The organism is Streptomyces eurythermus (genome assembly GCF_014649115.1).
Classification (GTDB): domain Bacteria; phylum Actinomycetota; class Actinomycetes; order Streptomycetales; family Streptomycetaceae; genus Streptomyces; species Streptomyces eurythermus.
Map to the genome: position 1 here is coordinate 145,223 of NZ_BMSK01000002.1, position 24,933 is coordinate 170,155.

Here is a 24,933-nt window from a genome sequence, read left to right on the forward strand (position 1 = left end):
CCCCGCGTGGAAGGCTCTCGTCTGGTCGGAGTGGTCGGCCTCGACGGCCCCGGCACGGGCTGTCTCGTAGGCCCGCGCCTGGTGCTCACCTCCGCTCACCTCGTCCGTGAAGAAGGCGCCAAAGTAGGACTGTTCCGGCCCGGCCAGGCCGGTGACCATGCCGGAGAGGTGGTGTGGTGCGGCACCCCCCACGGCCGCGACGACGCGGCCCTGGTCCGCGTCACCGGCTCCGGATGGCCCAAACCGGAGGGCCGGCCACTGCGCTGGGGCCGGTTCGTCACCCACCGCACGGGGCGGAAAGCCGCGATCTGGGGCCTGCCCAATGTGGTCCAGCGCCCCGGCCGGGACATCGACGCCTACCAGCTGACGTGCGAGATCAACCCGGGCAGCGGTTTTGTGCACGACCGCCACTACTGCACCCTCGACCAGCATCCGCCCACCTGGCCCGACCCCGGGAGTTCCCCATGGGGCGGCCTCTCCGGCGCACCCCTGTACTGCGGGGACCTGCTCGTCGGGGTCGTCGCCGTCGACCCCGCCCACTTCGCGCACGGCATGTTGACGGCGGTGCCCGTCCCCGTCCTGGACTCCGACCCGGGCTTCCGCGCCGCGCTCGCGGCGGCCGGGGCGTACACCCCGCCGGAAGGCGTCGAGCTGAGCGCACTGGCCGACCTCGGCCGACGGCCGCCGACCGCACCGCCGGCCTCTCCGGCGGGGCTGCTGCGGGCCGAACGGAACGTCGTCCCGTTCTACGGCCGTACCGAGACGCTCGCCGACCTCGGAAACTGGTGCGCCGCGGACGGCTTCGGCGCGCTGCTGCTGCACGGCGCCGGCGGCCAGGGGAAGACCCGGCTCGCCGGCCATCTGGCCGCGGGCCTGACCGCCCCGGCCGACCGGCCCGGGGACCGCCCGCCGTGGCAGGTGCTGTGGCCCGCCCCCGAGGCACGGCCCGACGACCTGGAGGTCGTCCGCGACGTCGCCGCCCCGCTGCTGGTCGTACTGGACTACGCCGAGACCCGCCCCGAACAGGCCGCGGCCCTGCTGCGCGCCGCCGCGGCGCACTCCGGCGAACACCCCCTCAAACTGCTGTTCCTGGCCCGCTCCGACGGCGACTGGTGGACCGCACTGCGCACCCGGGAGGCGTACGCCAGGGAGCTGCTCGCCGGGGCGCGCAAGCTGGCCCTCACCGGGCTCCAGCCCGACCCGGACGACCGGCGGACCGCCTACCGGCGCGCCCTGACCGCGTTCGCCGCCACCCTGCCCGCCTTGCCCGCGCTTCCCGCGCCGGACGGCCCGGAGCGGCCGGACTGGGCTGCCCTCGCCGCCGCTCTGCCCCCGCCCGCACTGGACACAAGCGGTCACGGAAACGCCCTCACCCTGCACATGACGGCGCTCGTCGACCTGCTGGACGCGGCCGCCCCGAGCGGTCCGGGCGCATCGCGCGGACCCCTGCGCGACGACGCGGAACAGGTGGAGGACCGGCTGCTGGAACACGAGGGCGGTTACTGGCGGAACAGCGCCGAGGCACGGCCGGACCTGTACGGGCACCTGAGCCAGGACACGCTCGAGGATGCCCTCGCCGCCGCGCTGCTGGTCGGGGGAGTGGACCGGGAGGAGGCCGACGCCGTACTCCGGCGGCTGCCCTCCTTCGAAGGCATCACCCGCAGCCGCCGCAACAGCGTGCGCGCCTGGATCGCCGGGCTCTACCCGCCCGCCGGAAACACCACCTGGGGCAGCCTGGAACCCGACCGGCTCGCGGAACGGTTCGTCGGCCGGCGACTGCACGACGACCCCGCCCTCGCCCACCACCTCGCCCCGGGCGCCGCACCCGCACAGGCCGCCCACCTGCTGGACCTCTACACCCGGGCCGCCGCCCACCCCGTCTTCCACGGCGAGCTCGACGCCCCGCTGCGCGATCTGTGCCTCGCCCACCAAGAGGTCCTCGCCCCGCATGCCGTCGGCCTGGCCACCCGCACCACCGCGCCCGAACCGCTGCTGGCGGCCCTGGACGCCATCCTCACGGATCCCGGCCTCACCCCGGACACGCTGGGCCGTCTCGCCGGCAGCCTGCCGCACTACAGCGAGCGCCTGGCCCCCTGGGCCGCCCGCCTCACCGAGCGCGTCGTCGCCCACCACCGCGCCCGCCCGGCGGACGACCCCGCGCGGAGCCCACGTCTGGCCACGAGCCTCGGCAACCTGGCCCAGCGGGTCGACGACCTCGGCGACCGGAAGGGGGCCCTGGCGGCCGCCACCGAGGCCGTCACACTCTGGGAGAGCCTGGCCGCCGCCCAACCCGGCCGGTGGCAGCCCGAGTTGGCCGCCGGACTCGCCACGCTCAGCGGCCGGCTCGCCGACTTCGGCCGGGGCGAGGAGTCCCTGGAGGCGATCCGCGCGTCCATTGCCATCCGGCGCCGGCTGGCGGACCACGACCGCGACGCGCACCTGGGCGAACTCGCCGGCGGGCTGCTCAATCTCGCCATACGGCTGGACGAGCTCGGCCGACTGCCGGAGTCACTGGTGGCGAGCGAGGAAGCGGCCGCGCTGTACGGCGAGTTGCACGGCGAACGACCCGCCCGGCACCGTGCCCCGTACGCCCACGCCCTGCACACCCACGCCATCGCGCTGCGCCGCACCGGGCACCTGACGAGGGCCTACGAGCAGGAGGGGGAGGCGGTACGGCTGCGGTGTGAACTCGCCGCGCAGCTGCCCGACGCCCACCTGCGGGACCTGGGCATGAGCCTGACCACCCTGGCCAATGTGCAGGAGCAACTCGGGCACCTGGAAGCCGCGTTGACCACGGCGCGCGAGGCCGTCGAGGTCGCCAGGGCACTCATGCGCCAGCGGCCCGAAAGCCACCTCCGCCTCTTCGTGGGCGCGCTGGTCGGTCTCGCCAACCGGCTGCACGGTCTCGGCCGCCACGACGAGGCATTGGCGGTGAGCGAGGAGGCCGTGACCGGTGCTCGCACCTGTGTGGCCGAGCGCCCCGAGACGGACCGCGTCCTGTTCGCCCACACGCTGAAGAACCTCAGCGCCGACCTGGCCACGGTCGGACGGCAGGACAGCGCACTGGACGCCGCCCTGGAAGCCGTCAGCGCCGTACGCGCGGCGGCCCGCACCAATCCTGGGGAGGCACGAGCCGAACTGCCGGGCACACTGCGGCAGTCGGCGAGCTGCCTGACGGCGCTCGGCCGTACCGCCGAGGCACTGGAGCCCACCGCCGAGGCCATCGCCCTGCTGACCGCGCTGGCCGACGAGGACCCGGCCCGTCACCGGCCCGAGCTGGCCGCCGCCCACCTGGCGCACAGCGAGTTGCTCCAACTGCTGGGGCGAACCGAGGAGTCGCTGGACGCGATCGAGTCGGCGGTGCGGCTGCTGCGGCGCATGGACGGCCTGCCCGCCGGATGCGACCCACTTCCCACGGCACTCGTGATCGACCGGTACGCCATGCTGCGCTACGCCCAGGGACGATGGGGCCCCGCGCTGCGGGGGGTGGACACGGCGCTGCGGATCCACCGGACGGCGGACCAGCCGCAGGCCGGCGCGATCGCGATGTTCCGCCACCACCGAGCCGTCATCCTGCTGCGGCTCCGGCGACACGACGAGGCCGACCGCGACTTCGCCGAGGCGATCGGTCTGCGGCGCGCCCTCGTCGCGACAGACCCTCCTGTGCACGTCCCGGACCTGCTGGACGCGCTGGGAACGAGGGTCTGGTGCCTGGACGAAAGCGGCCGCCTCCCCGAGGCCGTGTCGGTCCTCGCCGAAGCCCTGGAGGTGGTGCGCACTCCACTGCGCGCGCTGCCCGGCATACCCCCTTCCTCCTGGGCGCTGCCGCTCTACCGCATCGCCGTGGCCGGTGCCGGGCTGGGCTCCACCCGACAGGATCGCGAGCGGGCGGCCGAGGCCGCGACACTGCTGGAGCCACGACCCCCACAACAGGTGCCGGCTCCCGACATATCCCGCGCGATCCGCCTACTGGCCCGACTCCGACCACCCGGCGCACCCCACCGCCCAGCGAACTGACACGCCGGGTCGCGGCACACGCACTCCGGCTGGTCGGGGGTCCAACGAGGGCCTCGTTCCAGTCGGCCGGCCGGTTCCAGGGGAGACGGAGAACGGATCGGCCGTCAAGTCACCGAGCGCAGCCGGTCCAACTCGCCGCTGATCGCATCCCGTAGAACGTCGTGCTGCGGACCGAGCCTGAACTGCTCGTCACTCCACCGTTCACGCGGATAGAGCCACACCGGCCTGCCGACCACATAGGCCGGCTCCCACTCGTACCGCGGCCAGACATGCGCATGCAAGAACGGGTCCGTGTTCCCCAGGATCTCCAGATTGACCCGGAGGAAAGCGACCTGCGCTGGTCAAGCACAGCCGTCAGCCGATGGCCGGCCTGGGGATCCGGCCGGGCGCGAGCCTGTCGAGGCGGTGGGACGCCCCGCGCCCGATGCCGTAGCCGAAAGCCCGTGGCGGTGTGGTGGTGGGTCCGGCATCATCCCCGTGTGATGGTGACGCACCCCGTTCCCCGGATCTACGCTCCCGACGACTCCGCGCTCCGGTCGGTTGACGAGCACGGGTCATTCGGCTGCCTCGTGCCGGACGCGGAGCCGGCTTCGGCGGAGGTCGGCAGGGCGGTCGTGCGGATCGCCGACTGTGTCGTCTCCGAGCCGCGGGAGGAGCGGGGGCCGTGTCCGACCGGAGGCCCGCTCGTCACCGGCACCGAGCAGGACGCGTGAAACTTCCCCGGCGCCGCCGGAAACCGGGCCGAAGGACACTTGCCCGCGCACGCCGACGCCGTCACCGTCGCCCTGGCCCGGGCATCCCACCTGGAGTTCGCGGAATGCCCAGCTTCCTGACCCACCGGGCGCGCGTGCACGACGCGCGGCTCCCCCTCCACCGGCGGCACAGCGCGCTGCGCACCTGCCTCACCCTCTTCGCGCCCTACGGGCTGAGGGCGACGTACCACCACCTCACGCTCAGTGCCGCGATCCCCCGGCGGCTGGAGGCGGATCCCGACGCGCTGGTGCGGGCGGTGGAGGAAGTGCACGAGGCGCGGGTGCTGTGGATCGCGCGGGCGGAGGAGTACGCCGTACAGCGCCGGGCCGAGAAGCGGACCGGGCGGCGGGCCGTACCCGACCCTCGGCCGTGGTGGCTGAGGAGTGGGTGGGAGGGATCGGAGCGCGCCTGGTACGACGCTCCGTCGCGCCATCCGTCGCTGCGGCTGTCCGACTACGTCCGGCGGCAGAACGCGCTTCTGGACGGTGCCGAACCGCCCGGCTGCCCCGCTTGCGGGGAGGAGGAGGGGCCGCTGGAGCGGCACTCGACCGGGCACGGTCGGGTGGAGCTGTGCGGCCGGTGCGCGTGGGCGCGAACACCGTGTCCGTGTGGGCGGCGGCACCGGCTCGTGCCGCAGACCCCGTACAGATGGGACGAGATCTGGCACCGCGCGCACATGAACGATGACGGTATGCCCAACCCGCACTGGCCCGCGGGCTAGCCACTATGCCGTGACATGGGCCATATGGCCGTACGTGCCTCCGTGCCGAAGTCGGGGCTTCGGCACAAGGTGTCGGTGTTCCGGAAGGACGGCCCCCAAAGAAGTGCTTTGAGAGTCTCAAAGTACAAGTGTTAACGTGTTCGATGTGAAGACATCTGTGCGCCCCCGTGAAGCCACGAGCCCCCTACTCGTGGCGCGCCTGCATGTCGACCTGTGCCGCTGTATGTCCGCGGTCTGTTGCCGCGCGGTGTGACCGGCAACAAACAGCGGCACCGCGCCCCGGCGCGGGTGCGCCGCACCCATCCCGTCCTTCCGTAGTCCCCGATACGCCCTCACTGGAGTGTGTCCGTGTCCGCGTCCGCGAGCACCGAAACCCCCGTCAAGCCCGCCCGGCGCATACCCGCGGTCCCCTTCTGGGCCCAGATCGTCGCCGGTCTCGTCCTCGGCGTCGTCCTCGGCTGGATCACCCGCAGCTATGACGTGCAGTGGCTGCACACCACGCTCGACAAGATCGGCCACATCTTCGTCCAGCTGCTGAAGCTGGCCGTCGCCCCGCTGGTCTTCTTCGCGATCCTGGTGTCCATCACCAACCTGCGCAAGGTGAACAACGCCGCCCGGCTGGCCTCCCGCACCCTGCTCTGGTTCATGATCACATCGCTGATCGCGGTCGCCATCGGCCTCGTCATCGGCCTGGTCACCAACCCGGGCGCGGGCACCGGCCTCACCCCGAAGGACGGCCAGAAGCCCGAGCACGCCGGTTCCTGGCTGGACTTCCTCACCGGCATCGTCCCGACGGACGTCATCACGCCGTTCACCGAGCTGAACGTCCTGCAGATCGTCTTCATGGCCGCCGTCGCCGGCATCGCCGCGCTGAAGCTCGGTGAGAAGGCGCAGCCGATCCTCACCCTCAGCGAGGCGGTCCTGGAACTGCTGCAGAAGGCCCTGTGGTGGGTCATCCGCCTCGCCCCGCTCGGCACCGTCGGCCTCATCGGCTACGCCATCGCCGACTACGGCTGGGACCTCATCGGCAAGTACGCCACCTTCACCGCCGACGTCTACATCGGCTGCGCCCTGGTCCTCTTCGGTGTCTACCCGCTGCTGCTGGCGACCGTCGCCAAGGTCAACCCGGTCCAGTTCTTCAAGGGCGCCTGGCCCGCCATCCAGCTGGCCTTCGTCTCCCGCTCGTCCGTCGGCACCATGCCGGTCACCGTCAAGGTCACCGAGCGTCTCGGCGTGCCGAAGGAATACACCTCCTTCGCCGTCCCGTTCGGCGCCACGACGAAGATGGACGGCTGCGCCGCGATCTACCCGGCCCTCGCCGCGATCTTCATCGCCCAGATCTTCGACGTGCAGCTGAGCGTCGGCGACTACCTGCTGATCGCCTTCGTCTCGGTGGTCGGCTCCGCGGCCACCGCCGGTCTGACGGGTGCCACGGTCATGCTGACGCTGACCCTGTCCACGCTGGGCCTGCCGCTGGAGGGCGTCGGCCTGCTGATGGCGATCGACCCGGTGCTGGACATGATGCGCACGGCCACCAACGTCGCCGGCCAGGCACTGGTCCCGGTCGTCGTCGCCGCCCGCGAGAAGATTCTCGACGTCGACGCGTACAACTCCGCCTCGGCGTCTCCGGTGGACGACGAGTACGGCGTGCGCGACGCCGAGCAGAAGGTGACCCTGCCGGTCACCGCCTGACGCTCCTTCCCACGAAGCGCCCCCATCGGCCGGCAGGCCGGCGGGGGCGCTTCGCGCGTGCGGTCGCGGGCCGCCGGGAGGTCGAACACTTCCCGGCAGCGGGCCCGATGGCGGTGGACCACCGGTTCACCAGCGCACGGAGAATCCGCGGCCGGCCACACCGGCTCGACACCTTAAGGCAGGATGGCAAGGAATCGCGGGGCGAGGAGGCGATGGTGTTCGGCAGACGCACGCGGATGTGGGCGGGCGCCTTGGTCGTGGCATGCGTGGTGCTCATGGGCCCCAGCGCGCCGACCGGCGCCCTCTTCGCCAGACCACTGCCGGCCGGAGCCGTCAAGGGCGTCGTACCGGACCGGGTCATGACGTGGAACATCTGCAACCCGTGCGGCACGAACAACCTCGACCGGGCAAGGGAGATCGCCACGTACGCGCCCCAGGTCATCGGCCTGCAGGAAGCCTGCGTGCGTGACGTCGAGAAGATACGCATCCATCTGAGGAGGTACTACGGGCTGGTGTACCACGTGCGGTACGGGACGGTTCTCCAGGACTGGGGCCGCTGCGGGGGAGTGCCGTGGAATCCCGGGGGCTACGGTCAGGCGATCCTCTCGGCGGCGCCGTTGACGGATCCCGTCAGCGCGGAATACCCCGACGGCGGGTCAGAGGACCGTGGGTACATGGCCGTCACCGCCACGGTGGACGGCCGGTCCGTCCGCGTCTTCAACACCCACCTTGCCCAACGACGCCAGGAAGCGGTCCGGGCGGAGCAGACCAGGGTGCTCGCCGCGGCCGTCGCCCGGTACGACCGCGTGATCGTCCTCGGCGACTTCAACGCCGTGCCGGACGCCCCCGAACTCGCCCCCATGTGGGAACTGGCCACGGACGCGGACCCCCGGTGCCGTCCCCTGTCCACCGGCGGTTGCACCCCGACCACCGACTGGCAGAGCAAGTTCGATTACGTGTTCCTACGAGGCATCGTCCCGCTCGGACACCGCGTGCACCCGACCCAGTACTCGGACCACGACCTGCTGCACACCGACCTGGACATCGGCCAGGAAGCCACGGCACCTGAGGCCGACCGCTGACCGAACGCCCCACGGCTGTGGGACGCTCGTGTTCGCCCTGCGGAAGTACGAGTTGGTCACCGGCTGCCGGGACATCGCCCGGCAGCCGGTGGGTTACCCGCCTCGGTGCACCTCGCGACTCACCGGCCCTCCCGTCGTCGGTGAGTGTGCCCGTTGCCCGAGTGCCACGCGCCTGGACAGCACGCGCGTGGCCGGCCCGAGGCCCCGGTCGGCCGGGCTCAGGACCACTTCTCCGCACGGACGAAGGAGCCCTGGCGGCCGTCGATACGTACCTTGAGCCAGTGGCGGGTGTTGCTGACCTTCCCCTTGGCGATCATGCCCCCGTTGGGGTTGCACCGCTTGTAGCCGCTGCTCGCGATCTGCTTCCAGTGGCCGCCCTTGTACTCGAAGAGGCGCACCCTCATGGAGGCGCGGGTGTTGTAGCACCGCAGCACGGCACGGGTCGGCTTGCTCGGCGAGCGGTACTTCCCCGACGTCCACTGCCCGCTGCGCTGCGCCGGGACCCAGGAGTTGCCCCAGATCGTGTGCCATCCGGCCCGGGCCGCGACCTCCTTGGCGGGGACGGCCGGCGCGGTGTCCGCCACGGCCACGCCGGAGGCGAGCGCCAAGCCGGAGCCGAGCGTCAGGGTGGCCGTCGAGAGTGCGAGGGTCTTGCGGAATTCCATGGTCGTGGTTCCTTCCCCTATGGGTGGGACGACGTGCGTCCGGTTCCGTGGGTGCTCCCGTGGATCTCCGGACGGGCGGCGGCTCCGGGTCTCTCGCCCGGTCCGCCGTGCTTGCCTCCACAGGGTTGCCGCCCGGCCCGCACGGCCGCCATCGGCAGCGGCCCTCATGGGACACCATGGGACGCCTGCCGCCGTGACCTGCTGGGACGCCGGACGGGACGGCGAACCGATGGGATGCCGCCCGCGCGGAACATGGCCGAAACCACCGGTGCCAGGGCCTGGTCCGTGCGAGCGCCACTCGGTATATCAAGCGAGGGGTGGCCGGGCCGGGGGGCCTTGCGGGAGCCCGATGCCTTCGGGGGTGTCACATGGCGCGTTGGAAAGAACTGCCGGACATGCACGATCAGCGGGTCCGGCAGCTTTTCGTGCAGTTGCGCAGACTGAAAGACCGCAGCGGCATGAGCCTGACGTCGCTCGCGGCCAAGACCGGCTACAGCCGCTCGTCATGGGAGCGTTACCTCAACGGCAAGGCCCTGCCGCCCCGTCAGGCCGTGGAGGAACTGGCGCGGGCCACGGGGGCCGACCCGGCCCGGCTGCTGGCCCTGCACGAAGTGGCCGAAGAGGTCTGGCAGCAACGCGTCCCGGCGCCGCCCGGCACCGGGCAGGAGGCGACGGCCGACGGCCGGACCGGTGAGCCCGACCCGCGGCCGGACCCTGAGCAGGAAGCGACGGCGGCGGCGGACGAACGTCCACCGGGCGTACGCAAACCGGTCGTCCTCGCCGCCGTCGTCCTCGCCGCGGTCCTCGGGACGGGCGCCGGCATCCTGATCGGCCTGCCCCTGGGCGGCGGCGGAGCCGACGGCCCGCCCGCGGCGCAGGGCACGCCCAGCGCACGGCCGAGCGGCAGCACCACCGCGAGCACGGGGCCGGGACGGTACGTCTTCAAGCCGGGGCGGACCTACCCGTGCAAGGTCCGCCGAGGCGGCGTGGCCGGCGGCGGGCTGAGCGCCGGATACAGCACGACACGCACCGCCGTCCTCGCCGGTCCCGGCTGGGACGTGGTGGAGGCCCAGTGCCTGCTGCGCTACCGCAGGCTGGACCCCGGTACCGTCGACGGTGTCTACGGGCAGCAGACCATCGCCGCCGTGATGCGTCTGCAAAAGCAGGCCGGGTTGCCGGCGGACGGCGTGGTGGGCCCGCACACGTGGCAGGCGCTGCGCGGGTGACCGGCCCGGTTCCCAAGCGCCAGGCGCTGAGCGAGGATTCCGCGACGTGAGAGCGCGCACGGGCCTGAGCCCGGCGGTGCCGGCGCGCGTACCCCGTAGAGGAGGCCCGCGCGGCCACCCGTACCGATGCGGCGGCCCTTGGGCACCTAGGGCTGAGCGAGAGCCTCGCATCCGCACGACGGCCCCCGGCGTTCGAGACGGTCCGAGCTGGTGACCGCACGGGCCGCTCGACCAGCCGGATCTCTGCCCGCCATTGAGCGGCTGACCCGATTCACCGTCTCCCACTACCGCGACACAGCCCGGCTGCTCTGCCTCCGCTCCGTCCAAGTAGCTTCGCGTCTACGAGAAAACGGCCGGTCGGCCGGCAGCCGAGGCGCAACAAGCCGCCAAGTCCACCGCCGAGATCGTCAGCTCCCAGCGGATCGGCCCATGCCCCTTCTTCTCCTAGTCGGTGCTTACGGCTTCGACGATCGACAGCACGGTTGATGTCGGCACGATGCGGCGCAGGTGCAGTCCCGCTTCCTTGAGGAGTTGGACGAAGTCCTCTTCGGTGCGTTCCCGTCCCACCAGGGAGCTCATCATCATCAGGTCGAGGGTCTTGGACTGGTGGGGCTGGTCGCCGGGCGGTACGACGGCGTCGATGACGAGGATGCGGCCTCCGGGTGCCATGGCCTGCCGGCAGTTGCGCAGGATGGTGGCGGACTGCTCGTCGTTCCAGTCGTGCAGGATGCGTTTGATGAGGTAGATGTCCCCGGGCGGGACCGTGGAGAAGAAGTCTCCGTCGGCTGTGGACCATCGGCCGGCGATGTCGTCGTGGTCGCCCAGCCGGTGCTCGGCGAGGACGTGCGTCTGGTCGTGGAGGATTCCGCGCAGGCCGGGCTGTCGGCGGAGGACTTCGAGGAGCAGTCCGCCGTGGCCGCCGCCGACATCGACGACGGTGCCCGTGGGCGGAAAGTCGTAGGCCTCGGCGATGGGTTCGTTCTCGTGGTCCGACATGGCGGCCATGCCGTCGTGGAAGACGGCGGCGGTTTCCGCGTCGCGCGCGAAGTAGTCGAAGAACGTCGTTCCGAAGATGTCGGTGAAGGCGGAGCCGCCGTCGGTCAGACAGCGGTGCATCTCCCCGGCGGGGCGCCACATCGTGGTGTCGGTGAGCATCAGGATCGCGGCGCGGGCGGAGTGGGGGGCGTTGGAGCGCAGTGCCTGACCGGTGGTGGTCAGCCGGAAGCGTCCCGGGGCCGTTTCCTCGACCACGCCGCGCGTGGCGAGGAGCCGCAGGACCCGCCCGAGGTTGCGGGCGTCGGTCCCTGTCGCCTCGGCGAGCCGCTCGACGCTCTCGGCGTCGTCCGTCATGTGGTCGGCCACCCGCACGGCGGCGGCAGCGCGCAGCGCCGCGGGAAACAGAAAGCCCAGGCTCTCGTCGATCAGCCGGGCGGCGGATTGCCGTGCCGTGTTCATTGCTGCGTCACCTCTTCTTGGCGGGCCCCGGTTCCTCGCGGCGGCAGGGCCGCGGGGCGGGGACGGGAGGGCGGGGGACCAGGATGGCGGGGACGGGCGGTTGCCGACTCGGGTGCAGCGGTCGGGGTGACCGGTGTTGACGGTGGGTGGGTCCGGTGGGGCTGCTGGTCCCAGTGCATCCCTTCGGGCACGGTGCGGACAGGGGGCTTCCGGCCGTCTTCACCCGGACGTGGGCAGGCTGTTGCGGGGCACCCGTCGGTACTCGTCCCCGATCCGCAGCGGCTCCGCCCCGGCCGCCGGCTCAGGCTCGGTGTCCGGGAGGAACCGGGCACGGTGCGCGACAGGGCGGCAGGGGTGACGGCGCCCGGTTCGGCCGCCCGTACCTCGTCGCGCATCGCGCAGGGCCGCCACCGAGGCCAGGAACCTCCGCCGCCCCGGAGCCGGTACGACGGCCGGTGGCGGCGGCAGAACGGTGGCCCGGAGCACGCCGCGCACGAGCGTTCAGAGGTCACGGCTGCCGCGCGCCCGGATCCTCCCGGGGGCGCCCGGCCGGGTGCCCGGGGCGGGAAAAGGAGAGGCGGATCGTCGTCGGGACGGTTACGATGCCCGCGATGATGAACTTCTCCTCGTACGGATTGGGGGAATCGTCCGCGCAAGGTGATGGCTGATGGCACATCACTTCGCGAACGACCTCCCGTCCCGCCTGTCGATGTGGCAACGCGTGCGTGAGTACGCCGTGCCACCGTCCATGATCGAGACCGTGACCGCACGGCGTGCTGTCGGTGACTGGGCGGGGGCCTGCGCCGCTGCCCGGATCGACGTCGATCTCGATCTGCGCGCCGTGCGCGACCGCCACGGCACCGACCTCGTCCACCGCCTCCGTGCGGATCTGCGGCGGCTTTCGCCGGATCTGCTCCGCTGGCACATGCCCCGGGTCGCCCCCGACGGTCGGCTCAGACCCGGCCTCACCCTGTCGCTGGCCCGTTACGGGGTGGCCGGCGCCCCGCCGCTGGAACTGGTGGTGCGCACCCCGCCGGCCTGGGCGGACGCCGGACAGCGGCTGTCCCTGGCCCTGTGGGACGGGTCCGCGCACGGCACACCACGGCACCACCCGCATCCGCACCCCGACCGGCGATTCCGGCTCGACCTGCACCGGCACCTCTGGGACGCCGCACGGAGCGGGGAACTGGCGCGGCGGTGCGGAGCGTACGGAGCAACCTCCACGGCGCCCACGGACCTGCCCGCCCCGCCCGGTGGGCGCGGCCGGTCCGCGCCGCCCGACTCGCCCCATGTGCCCGGTGCCCCCTGGGCGGTGGGCCGTTGGGCCGCCGAGGCGGAACTGCTGTTGCGGGCCGAGGGGCGTCCTCGCGGGGCGTTCACCGTACGACTCGGCGCCCGCAGCCGCGTCGTCCTCGAACTCGTCGCCCCGGACGACAGCCACGCCCCGGTGTGCCGACCGCTGCGGGAGACGCTGCCGCCGCGGGAGGCCGCGGCGCTTCCGCTGCTGCCGGAGGCGGCGGCCCGGGTCCTGCCGGACCTGGAGTTGCTGCGGGCCGGGCTGATCACGCCCGAGCGGCTGCATCCGCTCGTCGCCGCGGCACTGCCGGTGTCCGGTCGCGCGGCGGTGACCGGCCCCGCCGCCGAGCCCGGTGATCCGCACCGGGTGGCATGCCGGGGCGAGGTCCACCGGATCGCGCTGCGGGACGGGGTGCTGACGGCGGTCGATCACGACCCGGCCGAACTGCGCCGGGAGGAGCTGCTGGTGGCGCTCGGCGGTCCGGCACTGCCCTGCCTGCGCGCGATCGACGCGGTCCACCGCACCCCGGAAGCGCTGCCCGCGGTCCGGGAGCGGCTCCGCCACGGTGACGTCGCCGGGGCGCTGGCCGTGGTCGAGGGCCTGCTCGGCCCCGCCGCGGTCCTGCGCGACGGACCGCTCCGGCAGGAACTGGAGTCGGCCGCGGAACGCCGTGTCGACCACGGGCTCTTCCGCTCGGGACTGGTCGCCGTCCACCCCGCCGCCGCGACGGCGGGCGGCGGGACCGCCGGGGGCGGCGGCCACGCGCAGACGGACCACCGTCCCCGGCTCGACCGCCGCACGCCTTACGACATGCGCCGCAAACGCACCGGCCGGGGCCGTCCCCGTACCGGCCAGACCCGCTGATCACCGGCACCCGGCAGAAGTCCCCGAACCGTACCGCCCGTTCGGTGCCGTACGCCTCCCATGACCTCCGGAACGGGCTTTCCCGTCCCCCGATCCCACTCAGGTGATGCCCATGACCCGCAGCACCCCGCTGCCCGCGTCCGCCCCCACTGCCGCCGACGCGTCCGCGTCCGGCGCCCAACTCGCCGTTGCCGACGACCTCCTCGCCCTCCTGCGGACGACCGCCACCGAGCCGCGCCCCGACGAACAACTCGACGCGCTCGCCCTGGCCGTCGCCGCCGACCTGCCCGTGCTGCTCTGGGGCGAGCCGGGCATCGGCAAGACCGCGGCCCTGACCCAGCTCGCCGCCTCCCTCGACCTGCCGCTGACGACCGTGATCGCAAGCGTCCACGAGCCGTCCGACTTCTCCGGGCTGCCCGTCATAGGCGACGACCCGGGGGTGCGGGGGGTGCCGATGGCGCCGCCGCGGTGGGCGGTGGAACTCGTGCGGGCCGGGCGGGGGCTGCTCTTCCTGGACGAGCTGTCCACCGCCACCCCGGCCGTCCAGGCCGCCCTGCTCCGGGTGGTCCTGGAACGGAGGGTCGGGGAATTGCAACTTCCGCCCGGTGTACGGATCGTGGCCGCAGCCAATCCGCGGGCGTCGGCGGCGGACGGATGGGAACTGAGCCCGCCGCTGGCCAACCGGTTCGTCCACCTCCACTGGGTGCACGACCGGGACGTGGTGGTGCGCGGGCTGGGCGGAGTCTGGCCCCGCGCGGAGTTGCCACGGCTGGCGCCCGAGCGGCTGCCGGAGGCGGTGGCATTCGCCCGGCGCGCGGTCTGCGGCTTCCTCGAGGTCAGGCCGACGCTGATCCACCGGCTGCCGAGCACCGAGACACGGCGCGGCGGCGCCTGGCCCTCGCCCCGCAGCTGGGAGGCCGCGCTGACCCTGCTGGCCTTCGGCACGGCGGCCGCCGCCTCCCGCGAGGTGATGGCGCTGCTGGTGCGGGGTGCGGTGGGGGACGGCCCCGGGCTGGAACTCCTCGCCCACCTGGACCGTATGGACCTGCCGGACCCGGAGACACTGCTCGCCGAACCGTCCTCCGCCGAACTCCCCGAGCGGGGTGATCTGCGCCAGGCGGCGCTGGAGGCAGTGGTCGCCGCCGTCGGGGCACGCCCGGAGCGGCAGCGGTGGGAGGCGGCCTGGGCGGTGCTCGTCCGGGCCATGGAGACCGGCGCTCCGGACCTGCTCGTCGCCCCGGCCAGGACGCTGGCCTCCCTGCGCCGCGACGACTGGGAGGTGCCGCGGGCGGTGGAGCGGCTGGCCGCGGTCGTCGGAATCGCCCGGCGCGCGGACCGGTCGGTGGCGAAGGCCACGGCGGCCGAGGCCGGACACACGACGGGGGCACGCCGATGACGCGCCCTACGGGACCCACAGGCCCCACGTCCACAGGTCCCATGGGACCCGTGGGCCCCATGGGACACTCCGTGCCCGCGCGCCCGCCGTCCCGCCCGGTGCCACGCCCCATGGCCCCGCCCCCGGCGCCGCGCCCGGTGCGGGCCACTGTGGAGGAGACGTCGGGCGTACCCGGCGGACCGGCGGGCTCCACGGGGCCGGACGGCCGGCCCGGGCTCCCGCTGGACATGGAGAAACTGCTGGCCGCGAGGCTGCACGCGGTGAAGGTCCGTCCCTACCTGGCCGACGCGCTCTTCGCGCTGCACATCGTGGCGGACCGGTCGGTCCCGACGATGGCGGTGGACGCACACTGGCGCTGCTATGTCTCGCCCGGCTTCGTGGCGCGCACCCCGGTGGAGGAACTGGCGGGCGTCTGGGTGCACGAAGTCTCCCATCTGCTGCGCGACCACCACGAGCGGGGCGAGCGCTACGCACGCGAGCATGAACGGCACGGGCCGGGCGAGCGGCTGCGGCGGAACATCGCAGCGGACTTCGAGATCAACGACGACATCTACGGCGACGGCCTGCCCCTGCCCACCGGAGCCGTGCTGCCGTCGCTGCTGCGGCTGCCCACCGGGCTGCTGATGGAGGAGTACCTGCGGACGGCGACGATGTCCTCCCTCGCCGCGGAATCGGCCTGGCTGGACTGCGGCAGCGGTGCCGACGGGCAGCGGCGGCCATGGGAGCTGGGGCCCGACGGGGCCCACGGGCTGACCAGACAGCAGCGCGACGCGGTCCGCTTCCGGGTGGCCGAGGGAATCAAGGGCGCACCGGGCAACGCGCCGGACGGCTGGCGCCGGTGGGCCGACGAGGCGTTCCATCCGCCGCAGCCGTGGCGGCAGTTGCTCGGGGCGGCGGTCCGCTCGGCAGCGAGCGCGCCGGGGACGGGCGAGAACCACACCTACCGGCGTCCGTCCCGGCGCTCGGCGTCCGTCCCCGGGGTGGTGCTGCCGAGCCTGCGCCGTACGCCGCCCCGGGTCTGCGTCGTCATCGACACCTCCGGATCGGTGAGCGACGCCGAACTGGGCAGCGCGCTGCTGGAAGTCGCGGCGATCTCGCGGGCCGTGGGAGGGCGGCGCGACCTGGTTTCGGTGATCTCCTGCGACGCGGCGGCCGGGATCGCCGTACCCCTATGCCGTGCCGAGAACATGGAGCTGGTCGGCGGCGGGGGCACCGACCTGCGCTCCGGCTTCGCCCGGGCGCTCCGCTCCCGGCCCCGCCCGGACGTGATCGTCGCCCTGACGGACGGTCAGACACCCTGGCCCTCCGAGCAGCCGGCCTGCCGGACCGTCGTCGGGCTGTTCCCCCGTCCCGCCCGCGCCGTCGACGAGACGGACCCCGACCACGTCCCGGACACCCCACCGCACTGGGCCCGGGTCGTCACCATCGGCTGAGGCCCCGCCCCGCCCGGTCTGCCTTCGCCCGGTCCGCGTCCGCACGCGCGGCGGGCGCGGGGCGCCGGTGACGGGACCGGAGGCGGCGGGGCCGTACCGGCCGGGCACGTCGTAGGCCGGACCGGATCCGAGTGCGCCAGGCGCCGCTCCCCGCACCGGAGCTACCGGCACGCCGACGCTTGGGAAACGAAAATCAGGCCCGCACTGTCTCGCGTCTCGGGGCGCTCTCCGATCCGCGCCGGAACGACCGGGCGGAAAAGTGTGCGCGGATCTCGGCGGGGAGACGCTGCGCCACCTGACGCCGACGGTTCTGAAGGCGGCCCGCTACGAGCTGGGACGGCCGGTCCCGGCCGTCGTGCCCGGCGATCCGACGTTCGCGGACCGGCCCGCCGACCCCTCCGCGCTCCTCACCCTCACCGCAGGGCCGGCCAACCCCGCGGGGAGTCCGGCGTGAGCCACGGCCATGAGCCGGCAGCCGTCGCCGTCCGGCACACCGGCAGCACCGTCGGCCGGTACGACCACGCTGACCGGCTGTCGGGGCCGGCCGAGCCCCGGCGTCCGCCGGAACCGTGTGATGCCCAGGGCGGGAGGTCAGCGCGCGGGCACGGGCGTGGTCTTCTTCCGGGCGCGGTAGGCGGCGGCCTTGATCTTGTTGCCGCAGGACTCCATGCCGCACCACTGGCGCCGCATGCCCCGGGAGCGGTCGATGTAGACCCGCGTGCACTCGGGGTTGCCGCACTCCTTCATCAGCGGGACGTCCGGGCCGCTGAGCAGCTCGACGGCCTGCCGCGCGACGGTCGCCAGGGCCTGCGCCGGGGTCGCCTCGTTGTGCCGGCCCGCCATGGTGAGCTGCGGCGTCACCGGCGTCTTGCGCGCCGCGCCGTTGACCACGGCGAGTGCCTCGCGGTCGAAGTCCTCAGCGAGCCGGCGGTTGGTGACGAGGCGGTAGACGGCCTCGCGCACGGTGATCGCCTCCCGGACGTCCGACTCGTCGGCGGGCGTGATCGTGTCCACGAGTCCGGACTCCAGGTACCAGGCGTTGAGCCGGTCCGGCGCCGCGAACATCTCGAACCGGGTCGACCGCCGGGCACGCAGGGTGGCCGCGAAGTCGAGGGCCGGGTGTCCGCATACGAAAACGTGGTCAAGGTTCACATCACCATCTTGACAGGTGACTGATGAGGAGCGCAAGAACCCGTCACCGCTCCGGGCGGTGCCGTGCCAGGGCGCCACCCGCGGCGCCTCCCGGCTCAGGCCCCCGACCGGACCGTGGCCGGGTTCTCTCGCCGTCCGCCTCCCGCGTCCGGCCGGCCTCCCGGCTCCAGCCGGAACTCCCGGCCCTGCCACCGCCGCCGCAGCCAGCGGTCGTGACTGGCGACGACGATGGCGCCGGGGCCCGAGCCCAGGGCCTCCTCCAGTTCGTCGCACAGCCGCGGGGAGAGATGGTTGGTCGGCTCGTCGAGCAGCAGCAGCTGGGGCGGACGGGCCACCAGCAGCGCCAGCGCGAGCCGCCGACGCTGCCCGACGGACAGCAGCCCGACGGGCTTGTCCAGGTCCGCCTCGTGCAGCAGCCCGAGCGAGACCAGCGGCACCCGCTCGGCCCGTGCCGGGCCCAGCGACAGCTCGTAGGTGTCGCGGACCGTGCGGTCGGGCCGGTCGAACACGGTGTCCTGGGTGAGCAGCCCCACCGTCAGCCGGGGCCGCCTGCGCACCTCGCCCTCGGCCGCCGGCCGCCCGGCGAGTACGGCGAGCAGCGTGGACTTGCCGGCCCCGTTGCCGCCGGTGACCAGCAGCCGGTCGGTCGCGGAGATCTCCAGCGTGGCCGGCGCCAGCCGGCCCGGCACCCGGACGTTCCGCAGGGCCACCAGCGGCTGCGGGCCCTCCTCGACCCGTACGGCCAGGTCACCGGCCGCGAACCGCAGCGGGCGCGGCGGCTCGGCGACCCGGGCGCGCTCCAGCTCCTCCAGCCGCCGGGTGGCGTCGCGCACCCGGCGGGAGATCTGGTTCTGCACCCGGCCCGCCCGGTGGCCGTAGCCCATTTTCTCGTTGTCGGTGCGCCCCCGGTCCGGGGCGACCCGGTGCGCGGTCACCCCGGCCGCCTTCCGCAGCTCCGCCAGTTCCCGCTGCTCCTCGGCGTACCGCCGCTCCCAGCGCGCCCGTTCGGCGCGCTTCTCGCCGAGGTAGGCGGTGTAGCCGCCGCCGTAGCGGACCGGGCCGTCCACCGCCGGGTCGAGGTCGACGAGGTCCGTGCAGACGGCGTCGAGGAACGCCCGGTCGTGGCTGGCGGCCACGACCGTTCCGGGCAGGGCGCGCAGCTGCTCCTCCAGGAAGGCGGCGGCGCCGTCGTCGAGGTGGTTGGTCGGCTCGTCGAGCAGCAGCGCCGAGGGGCGTCGTACGAGCAGCGCGGCCAGGGCCAGCCGGCCGCGCTGCCCGCCGGACAGCGAGCCCAGCGTGCGGTCGTGGCCGACCGTGCCGAGGCCCAGTCCGTCCAGTACCAGGGCCGCGCGGCGGTCGGCGTCCCAGGACTCCCGGTCCTGCGCCTGTTCCAGCCGCCTGCCGTAGGCGTCGAGGAGTTCCTGGTGGCCGGGGTCGCCCTGCGGGACGCGGGCGAGTTCCTCGCCGAGCCGTTCCAGTTCGGCGAGGTCCTCGCGGGCCTCGCGCAGCGCCTCGTCCAGCACCGCGGCGACGGTGGCGTCGGCGTCGTAGGGCATCTCCTGGTGGAGGAAGCCCAGTCCGGCGGGGCGTGTGACGGTTCCGGAATCGGGTTCGTCGACGCCGGCGAGCACCCGCAGCAGGGTGGACTTGCCGGCACCGTTCTCCCCGATCAGGCCGATGCGGTGGCCGGGGGAGGCGGTCAGGGAGATGCCGTCGAGGACGCGCCGGCCGCCCAGGGTGCGGACGACGTCGCGGGCGAGCAGAGCGGGCTGGGGCATGGGGAACCTTCCCACGTGGTCGGTGGTCGGCCCGCCGGGCGCGGAGCCTCGGACGCGGGCCACGTCACACGCCGGGGTTCACCCCACGGGAGCTCCCGTCTCCTTCAGTACGCCGTCGGCCAGCCGCAGCCAGCGGTTCACGCCGATCTCCGCGAGGAACCGCTCGTCGTGGCTGATCACCAGGAAGGCACCCTGGTAGGAGTTGAGCGCGCTCTCCAGCTGGCCGGCGCTGATCAGGTCCAGGTTGTTGGTCGGCTCGTCGAGCAGGAGCAGCTGGGGGGCCGGGTCGGCGCACAGGACGCAGGCCAGGGTGGCGCGCAGCCGTTCGCCGCCGGAGAGGACGCCGACGGGCAGGTGGGCGCGGGCTCCGCGGAAGAGGAAGCGGGCGAGCAGGTTCATCCGCTCCGCCTCGGGCCGCTCGGGGGCGAACGCGGCGAAGTTCTCCGCCACGGTGCGGTCCAGGTCGAGCAGGTCCAGGCGCTGCGAGAGATAGGCGATCCGGCCGTCGTTGCGCTTGATCTCCCCGCTGTCCGGGGCGAGGTCCCCGGTGATCAGCCGCAGCAGGGTGGTCTTGCCGGAGCCGTTGGGTCCGGTGAGCGCGATGCGCTCGGGGCCCCGGACGGTCAGGTCGACGCCGCCGTCGGCGAAGACGGCGCGGCCGGCGTGGTGGACTTGCAAGCCCTCGCCGAGGAAGAGGTTGCGGCCGGCGGGCACGTGGGTGTCGGGCAGTTCCAGGGTGAGGCGCTGTTCGTCGCGCAGCGCGCGTCCGGCCTCGTCGAGGCGGGCCCTGGCCTCGCTGACGCGGGAGGCGTGCAGCTGGCCGGACCTGCCGGCTGCTTCCTGCGCGCCGCGCTTCATGGTGCCGGCGAAGATCTTGGGCAGGCCGGCGTTCTTGAGGTTCTTGGAGGCGTTGCTCATCCGGCGCTCGGCGCGTTCGCGGGCCTGCTGCATCTCCCGCTTCTCGCGCTTGAGTTCCTGCTCGGCGTTGCGGACGTTCTTCTCGGCGACCTCCTGCTCGGCGCGGACGGCCTCTTCGTACTCGGTGAAGTTGCCTCCGTAGAAGCGGAGTTCGCCGCTGCCGAGTTCGGCGATGCGTTCCATGCGGTCGAGCAGGGCGCGGTCGTGGCTGACCAGCAGCAGGCAGCCGGTGAAGTCCGAGAGGACGTCGTAGAGCTTGTGGCGGGCCTCGGTGTCGAGGTTGTTGGTCGGCTCGTCGAGCAGGAGGACGTCCGGGCGCTTGAGCAGTTGGGCGGCCAGGCCGAGGGAGACGACCTGGCCGCCGCTGAGGGTGCTCAGGCTGCGGTCCAGGTCGAGGCCGGCGAGGCCCAGCCGGTCCAGCTGGGCGCGGGTGCGCTCCTCGATGTCCCAGTCGTCGCCGATGGTGGTGAAGTGCTCCTCGCTGACGTCGCCGGACTCGACGGCGTCCAGGGCGCGGATCACCGCGGCGACGCCGAGCACCTCGGCGACGGTGAGGTCGCCGGTCAGGGGGAGGGTCTGCGGGAGGTAGCCCAGCGTGCCGCCGACGGACACCGAGCCAGTGGCCGGCCGGAGTTCACCGGCGATCAGCTTGAGCAGGGTGCTCTTGCCGGAGCCGTTGGGGGCGACCAGTCCGGTACGGCCGGTGGTCACGGTGAAGGACAGGTCGTGGAAGACGGGGGTGTCGTCGGGCCAGGCGAAGGAGAGGCCGGAGCAGACGATGGCGGCGTGAGACATGAAGGGACCTCGAAGGCACGGAGGGCAGAACCAAGAGAGACCTCTGCCCTGGGCAGACACGGGGAAAGGGGTACGACGAGACGGGCCACGTCGGCGGCGGCGCTCCTGTGCGCCGGCCGGTGGCCGTCAGATCCGGATCTCACCCGGAGATGTCGTCTTCACCCACCACGTCTGCGACTCCTCGATCACACGGTCCAGGTCACCGACAGCGTAGCAGGTGTCGCTCCCGCGTTCGCCTGGCCGGAGCCCGCCGTTCACACGTGTGAGCCGAAGGAGCGCACTGACGATGGCAGGAAAGCTGAAGCGGGAGGGCGCTGTTGAAGACGGTCAGCACCCGGAGCACTTCCCGGTGGATCCACACCAGGGTGGTGGTCAGCCCGAAGGCGGCCGGCCACGCCTCTTCGCGAGGGGCGCCGTGGGCGACGGCGTCCTCGAGCTGCCGGAAGTCGAGAGCGAGGAAGGCCGCACCGAGCAGGACGCCCAGCACACCGAAGAGGATGCCGAGTCCGCCCCTGTGCATGCCCAGACCGTTGCCCGCGCCGAAGGCGGAGAACAGCAGGCCGGCGGCCAGGAGCAGGAGAAAACCGGTCGCGGCCGCGGCGACGGACCCGGCGAAGCGCCGCGTGACGCGGATCCAGCGCGTCCGGTAGGCGATCAGGACGCCCGCGGACACCGCGAAGGCACCGAACACGCCCTGCACGACCACACCCGGTGCGAAGTACGTCGAGGTCGCTCTGGAGATGACGTTGGGGAGGACCCCTCGAACGCCGCGTGGGCGAGGATCAGCGCCGGGGACGGCGTACGTCGCAGGCTCTGGACCGGCGACAGGACGAAGGCGACGACGGCGGCCCCCACGGCGAGACCGTAGGAGCGGCCGATGTGCCTGGCGGGGGTGTCGTCACGGCTCGCACCCCAGCGGGAGAAGAAGACCGGGTTGCCGATCTTCACGTCGTTCCTCCTCGGGTGCCGCGGGTGCGGCCCCCGGGCAGGGCGTCGCCATCGGGTGCCCGGAGCACACGTGTGCCGAAGACCGTCCACCGGGCCGACGAGGTGACCCTCTCGCGTCATCACTCTGACAGGTGATGCGAGAGGGGGCGAGTCATCCTCGGCCCGGTACGGTCGCGTTCATTCGTCCGGCACCCCAGGGCCGCCCGTCAGTCCCAGCAGGAACCCGTCCCAGTCCAGACCGTCCAGCTCCGTCTCGGCCGAGGCGATCCGGTAGGTGGCGTCGAGCCACTCCGTCAGCTCCGCCCTGGGCAGCTCGAACAGCGCCTCCACCTCCCGCGATTCCAGGAGCAGCCAGGACGACGGCCGTTCACCGGGCAGTGTCGGCCACATCCGCACGTCGCCGCAGCCGCTCATCTCCGTCAGCCCGCGACGCAGGAGCCCGCGGCCGATCCGCCAGATCACACTGGGTCCGCGTTCCGCCCGGAACTCGACGGTGATCACCGCGGGCATGTCCGGGTCGAACCGGAACTCCGCCTGAACGGCCTGACGGGAGAACTCGTCCAGCATCTGGCCGACGTCCAGGAGCAGCGACGGAACGTGCCGGGGCGCCGACCGGGCCCGCGGCGGTGACTGATCACGGTGCATGACAGGAGTTCCCCTCGATGGTACGAAGTCCGCGCCTCCCACTGTCCGCCGCGCGTCCCGGCCGCACATCGGTCACTTGACGGTCGGGCGGCGGGGCTTCGCGCGGCAGTGGACGAACCCTCCTCGGACGTGTCCCGGGTCCTGACGTAAGTCAACGCCCTCCCAGGTGTCCTCGGGTGACCCTTGTCAGGTCACGGGCGGCAAGTCGGGGCCGGTGGTGCCCAGTTGTCCGTCCGCCACCACGGGCGGCACCGGCCAGGTCACGCCCTTCGGCGGCCAGCTCTGCCCGGTCGCCCTGAGGAACTCGGCCGGCGGCTCGTACAGCGGCGGCTGGCTTCCGTCGGGGATCATCGAGGCCCAGCCGACGCCTTCGGTACGCTCGGCGAACTCCTGCTTCATCGCCTCCAGCCGCTCCGGCTGTTCGATCAGGTCGATGGCGCCGGCCGCGAGATAGCGGGCGGCGGACAGCAGCGCCTGGTGCCCGATGTTGGTGGCCGCCGTCGCGGTGGCGCCCCAGTTGTGGTTCGGGATGCCGGGCGGATAGGCCGCGGACAGCAGTACGGCGGTCGGCGCCTGCCAGCTGACGTCGGCGGTGTCGGTGGCCAGTCCGCCGGTGTAGGCGGCGGCCGGGGGAGCGAGCGGCGTCAGCGAGGTCGGCATGCCGGTCTCGGGCCGGCCCAGTGACTTCTGGATGCTCCTGGCCAGGGCGTGGTCGGCGTCGGTGAACCGAGGCGCGCCGATCTGCCGCATGTTGTCGTTGAGCAGCTCCGCTCCGGCCTTGTTGGCCAGCAGGTTCCACGTCGCCGAGTGGAACTTGTGCACCAGGCGGGTCTGGCTGGCCCGCGCGGCGGCCTTGGCGCACTCCACGATCTTGTCGTACAGCACTTGGGCGCGTGCCGGGCTGCCCTCGCGGACGAAGAACCAGATGGAGCACATGTCCGGAGTCACGTTCGGGGCGCCGCCGCCGTTGATGACGGCGTAGTGGAACCGTCCGGACGGGGCGACGTTCTTCTCCCGCAGGTACTCCGACATCGTCGCCATCAGCAGGGCACCGTCCAGGCCGCTCTTGTTGCCGAGCGGGGTGCCGCCGTGACCGGAGGCGCCGAGAAAGGTGAACGTGGCCGAGATCAGCGCGCTGGTGGTGTTCCAGAACGGCACCGTGATGTTGAACGGGTGCCAGTCCAGGAAGGCGTCGAGACCGTCGTAGACGCCCTCCTTGACCGCGTAGGCCTTGCCGACGAGCTGTTCCTCGCCGGCGCTGCCGAACAGCTTGACCGTGGCCTTCAGCCCGTGGGCGCGGATCGCCCGTGCCACGGCTATGGCGGCCGCGGTGCCGCCCGCGCCGAGGCAGTTGTGGGCGTCGCCGTGGCCGGCGCCGTACGTGGGGCCGTAGGCGTCGTAGTGGTGCACCAGCGGGTCGTGGGTGCCCACGCCCTTCTTCTGCGACAGGCCGGGCAGGGCGTCGTACTCGGCGTTGAAACCGAGGACGGGACCCTCGGTGCCGTACGTGGCGACGAAGGCGGTCGGGAAGCCGGCCGGGCCCCAGGTGACGGTGAAGCCGTTGTCCTTCAGCAGCCTGGCGTGGGCGAGGGAGGACTTCCACTCGCGCAGCGACAACTCCGCGTACTCCCACACGCGGTCACTCAGCCCGGTGACGGCGCCCTCGTTGGCGTTGATCCACTCGAGTGCGGTCTGCTTGGCCGCGGTGTTCTTCGCCAGCCCTGTGGGGGCGCGGTAGGTGGCGGGGTCGATCCCGGTCCGCTCGTCGTGGCCGAGGGTCGCGGCGAGCACCGGGTCGGCCTGGAGGACGGCCGCGGTGGTCGCGGTGGCGCTCAGTCCGAACATCTTCAGCAGGCGTCGACGGCCGGGGTGGAAGTCGTTCACGTCGGTTCGTCCTCGAAGTCGTGAGGGAAGGGCCGGTGGCCGGCTCCATGACATGTGTTCCTGGCGTGCCACCGAAGAGCATAGGTGTCTCCGCGGGAAGCCGACGCCCTGTGGCCGGAAACGCTCCGCCTTCTCCCGGGTGACTCGCCTCGAAACGTGCGGGCAGACGGTCACATGTGTTTTCGAGCGCCCGTCCGGACCGTCCTCGAGCC

17 protein-coding genes and 2 pseudogenes are annotated in these 24,933 nt (G+C 73.0%); 10 read left to right on the plus strand and 9 right to left on the minus strand.

Features of this window, described 5'->3' with window-relative positions:
- Nucleotides 1-6 precede the first annotated feature (6 nt).
- On the plus strand, nt 7-4,017 hold the full coding sequence (locus IE251_RS03405; RefSeq protein WP_189751411.1) for a tetratricopeptide repeat protein: 4,011 nt from the start codon (nt 7-9) through the stop codon (nt 4,015-4,017).
- 104 nt (nt 4,018-4,121) lie between these two features.
- Here the strand turns inward: IE251_RS03405 and IE251_RS40605 are convergent.
- Nucleotides 4,122-4,343 (minus strand): annotated as a pseudogene (locus IE251_RS40605) (diadenosine tetraphosphate hydrolase); the annotation flags it as partial.
- A gap of 153 nt (nt 4,344-4,496) precedes the next feature.
- On the opposite strand from IE251_RS40605, the gene IE251_RS03410 reads away from it, so the two are divergent.
- The 4 genes from IE251_RS03410 to IE251_RS03425 all read left to right on the plus strand — a co-directional run bounded on the left by IE251_RS03410 (nt 4,497) and on the right by IE251_RS03425 (nt 8,265).
- Nucleotides 4,497-4,730: a hypothetical protein gene (locus IE251_RS03410; protein WP_229896562.1), complete on the plus strand. Its 234-nt coding sequence runs from the start codon at nt 4,497-4,499 to the stop codon at nt 4,728-4,730.
- Between the two features lie 104 nt (nt 4,731-4,834).
- Nucleotides 4,835-5,491, plus strand: coding sequence for a hypothetical protein (locus tag IE251_RS03415; RefSeq protein ID WP_189751412.1), 657 nt, complete (start codon nt 4,835-4,837; stop codon nt 5,489-5,491).
- A 342-nt stretch (nt 5,492-5,833) separates the two neighbouring features.
- Complete coding sequence (locus tag IE251_RS03420; protein ID WP_189751413.1) at nt 5,834-7,183, plus strand: dicarboxylate/amino acid:cation symporter; 1,350 nt, start codon at nt 5,834-5,836, stop codon at nt 7,181-7,183.
- A 212-nt stretch (nt 7,184-7,395) separates the two neighbouring features.
- A complete protein-coding gene (locus tag IE251_RS03425) occupies nt 7,396-8,265 on the plus strand; it encodes an endonuclease/exonuclease/phosphatase family protein (protein ID WP_189751414.1) in 870 nt (289 codons plus the stop codon).
- A gap of 218 nt (nt 8,266-8,483) precedes the next feature.
- On the opposite strand, the gene IE251_RS03430 is transcribed toward IE251_RS03425, so the two are convergent.
- Nucleotides 8,484-8,930 (minus strand): hypothetical protein, encoded by a 447-nt coding sequence (locus tag IE251_RS03430; protein WP_189751415.1) that lies wholly within the window; start codon nt 8,928-8,930, stop codon nt 8,484-8,486.
- A 368-nt stretch (nt 8,931-9,298) separates the two neighbouring features.
- Between IE251_RS03430 and IE251_RS03435 the strand changes: the two genes are divergently transcribed.
- Nucleotides 9,299-10,156, plus strand: coding sequence for a helix-turn-helix domain-containing protein (locus tag IE251_RS03435; protein ID WP_189751416.1), 858 nt, complete (start codon nt 9,299-9,301; stop codon nt 10,154-10,156).
- A gap of 444 nt (nt 10,157-10,600) precedes the next feature.
- Here the strand turns inward: IE251_RS03435 and IE251_RS03440 are convergent, their stop codons facing one another.
- Nucleotides 10,601-11,611: a methyltransferase gene (locus IE251_RS03440; protein ID WP_189751417.1), complete on the minus strand. Its 1,011-nt coding sequence runs from the start codon at nt 11,609-11,611 to the stop codon at nt 10,601-10,603.
- A 667-nt stretch (nt 11,612-12,278) separates the two neighbouring features.
- On the opposite strand from IE251_RS03440, the gene IE251_RS03445 reads away from it, so the two are divergent.
- The 4 genes from IE251_RS03445 (at nt 12,279) to IE251_RS03460 (ending at nt 17,055) form a co-directional block, all read left to right on the plus strand.
- On the plus strand, nt 12,279-13,772 hold the full coding sequence (locus IE251_RS03445) for an amino acid adenylation domain-containing protein (RefSeq protein ID WP_189751418.1): 1,494 nt from the start codon (nt 12,279-12,281) through the stop codon (nt 13,770-13,772).
- A gap of 112 nt (nt 13,773-13,884) precedes the next feature.
- Nucleotides 13,885-15,168, plus strand: a complete 1,284-nt coding sequence (locus tag IE251_RS03450; RefSeq protein WP_229896563.1) for an AAA family ATPase — start codon at nt 13,885-13,887, stop codon at nt 15,166-15,168.
- Between the two features lie 227 nt (nt 15,169-15,395).
- On the plus strand, nt 15,396-16,601 hold the full coding sequence (locus tag IE251_RS03455; protein ID WP_189751710.1) for a vWA domain-containing protein: 1,206 nt from the start codon (nt 15,396-15,398) through the stop codon (nt 16,599-16,601).
- Between the two features lie 259 nt (nt 16,602-16,860).
- Nucleotides 16,861-17,055 (plus strand): hypothetical protein, encoded by a 195-nt coding sequence (locus IE251_RS03460; protein ID WP_189751419.1) that lies wholly within the window; start codon nt 16,861-16,863, stop codon nt 17,053-17,055.
- 137 nt (nt 17,056-17,192) lie between these two features.
- Here IE251_RS03460 and IE251_RS03465 read toward each other — a convergent pair whose 3' ends face one another.
- From IE251_RS03465 to IE251_RS03490, 6 genes and pseudogenes are all read right to left on the minus strand, one after another.
- Complete coding sequence (locus tag IE251_RS03465; protein WP_189751420.1) at nt 17,193-17,753, minus strand: CGNR zinc finger domain-containing protein; 561 nt, start codon at nt 17,751-17,753, stop codon at nt 17,193-17,195.
- 95 nt (nt 17,754-17,848) lie between these two features.
- The gene (locus IE251_RS03470; protein ID WP_189751421.1) at nt 17,849-19,531 is read right to left on the minus strand and encodes an ABC-F family ATP-binding cassette domain-containing protein; all 1,683 of its coding nucleotides are present in this window, start codon (nt 19,529-19,531) and stop codon (nt 17,849-17,851) included.
- A gap of 78 nt (nt 19,532-19,609) precedes the next feature.
- The gene (abc-f, locus tag IE251_RS03475; RefSeq protein WP_189751422.1) at nt 19,610-21,244 is read right to left on the minus strand and encodes a ribosomal protection-like ABC-F family protein; all 1,635 of its coding nucleotides are present in this window, start codon (nt 21,242-21,244) and stop codon (nt 19,610-19,612) included.
- A 316-nt stretch (nt 21,245-21,560) separates the two neighbouring features.
- Nucleotides 21,561-22,126: pseudogene (locus IE251_RS40610) on the minus strand (Bax inhibitor-1/YccA family membrane protein); the annotation flags it as partial.
- 243 nt (nt 22,127-22,369) lie between these two features.
- Entirely contained in the window at nt 22,370-22,837 is a 468-nt protein-coding gene (locus IE251_RS03485) for an SsgA family sporulation/cell division regulator (RefSeq protein ID WP_189751423.1), read from the minus strand.
- Nucleotides 22,838-23,023: 186 nt separating this feature from the next.
- On the minus strand, nt 23,024-24,721 hold the full coding sequence (locus tag IE251_RS03490; protein ID WP_189751424.1) for a peptidase dimerization domain-containing protein: 1,698 nt from the start codon (nt 24,719-24,721) through the stop codon (nt 23,024-23,026).
- Between the last annotated feature and the right edge of the window lie 212 nt (nt 24,722-24,933).

What these genes read in the sequence shown, in the direction of transcription:
- IE251_RS03415 (WP_189751412.1), top strand. Translation starts at nt 4,835, where the DNA reads ATGCCCAGCTTCCTGACCCACCGGGCGCGCGTGCACGACGCGCGGCTC.
- IE251_RS03430 (WP_189751415.1), bottom strand. Translation starts at nt 8,930, where the DNA reads ATGGAATTCCGCAAGACCCTCGCACTCTCGACGGCCACCCTGACGCTC.
- IE251_RS03455 (WP_189751710.1), top strand. Translation starts at nt 15,396, where the DNA reads ATGGAGAAACTGCTGGCCGCGAGGCTGCACGCGGTGAAGGTCCGTCCC.
- IE251_RS03440 (WP_189751417.1), bottom strand. Translation starts at nt 11,611, where the DNA reads ATGAACACGGCACGGCAATCCGCCGCCCGGCTGATCGACGAGAGCCTG.
- IE251_RS03425 (WP_189751414.1), top strand. Translation starts at nt 7,396, where the DNA reads ATGGTGTTCGGCAGACGCACGCGGATGTGGGCGGGCGCCTTGGTCGTG.
- IE251_RS03435 (WP_189751416.1), top strand. Translation starts at nt 9,299, where the DNA reads ATGGCGCGTTGGAAAGAACTGCCGGACATGCACGATCAGCGGGTCCGG.
- IE251_RS03450 (WP_229896563.1), top strand. Translation starts at nt 13,885, where the DNA reads ATGACCCGCAGCACCCCGCTGCCCGCGTCCGCCCCCACTGCCGCCGAC.
- IE251_RS03445 (WP_189751418.1), top strand. Translation starts at nt 12,279, where the DNA reads ATGGCACATCACTTCGCGAACGACCTCCCGTCCCGCCTGTCGATGTGG.
- abc-f (WP_189751422.1), bottom strand. Translation starts at nt 21,244, where the DNA reads ATGTCTCACGCCGCCATCGTCTGCTCCGGCCTCTCCTTCGCCTGGCCC.
- IE251_RS03470 (WP_189751421.1), bottom strand. Translation starts at nt 19,531, where the DNA reads ATGCCCCAGCCCGCTCTGCTCGCCCGCGACGTCGTCCGCACCCTGGGC.
- IE251_RS03485 (WP_189751423.1), bottom strand. Translation starts at nt 22,837, where the DNA reads ATGCACCGTGATCAGTCACCGCCGCGGGCCCGGTCGGCGCCCCGGCAC.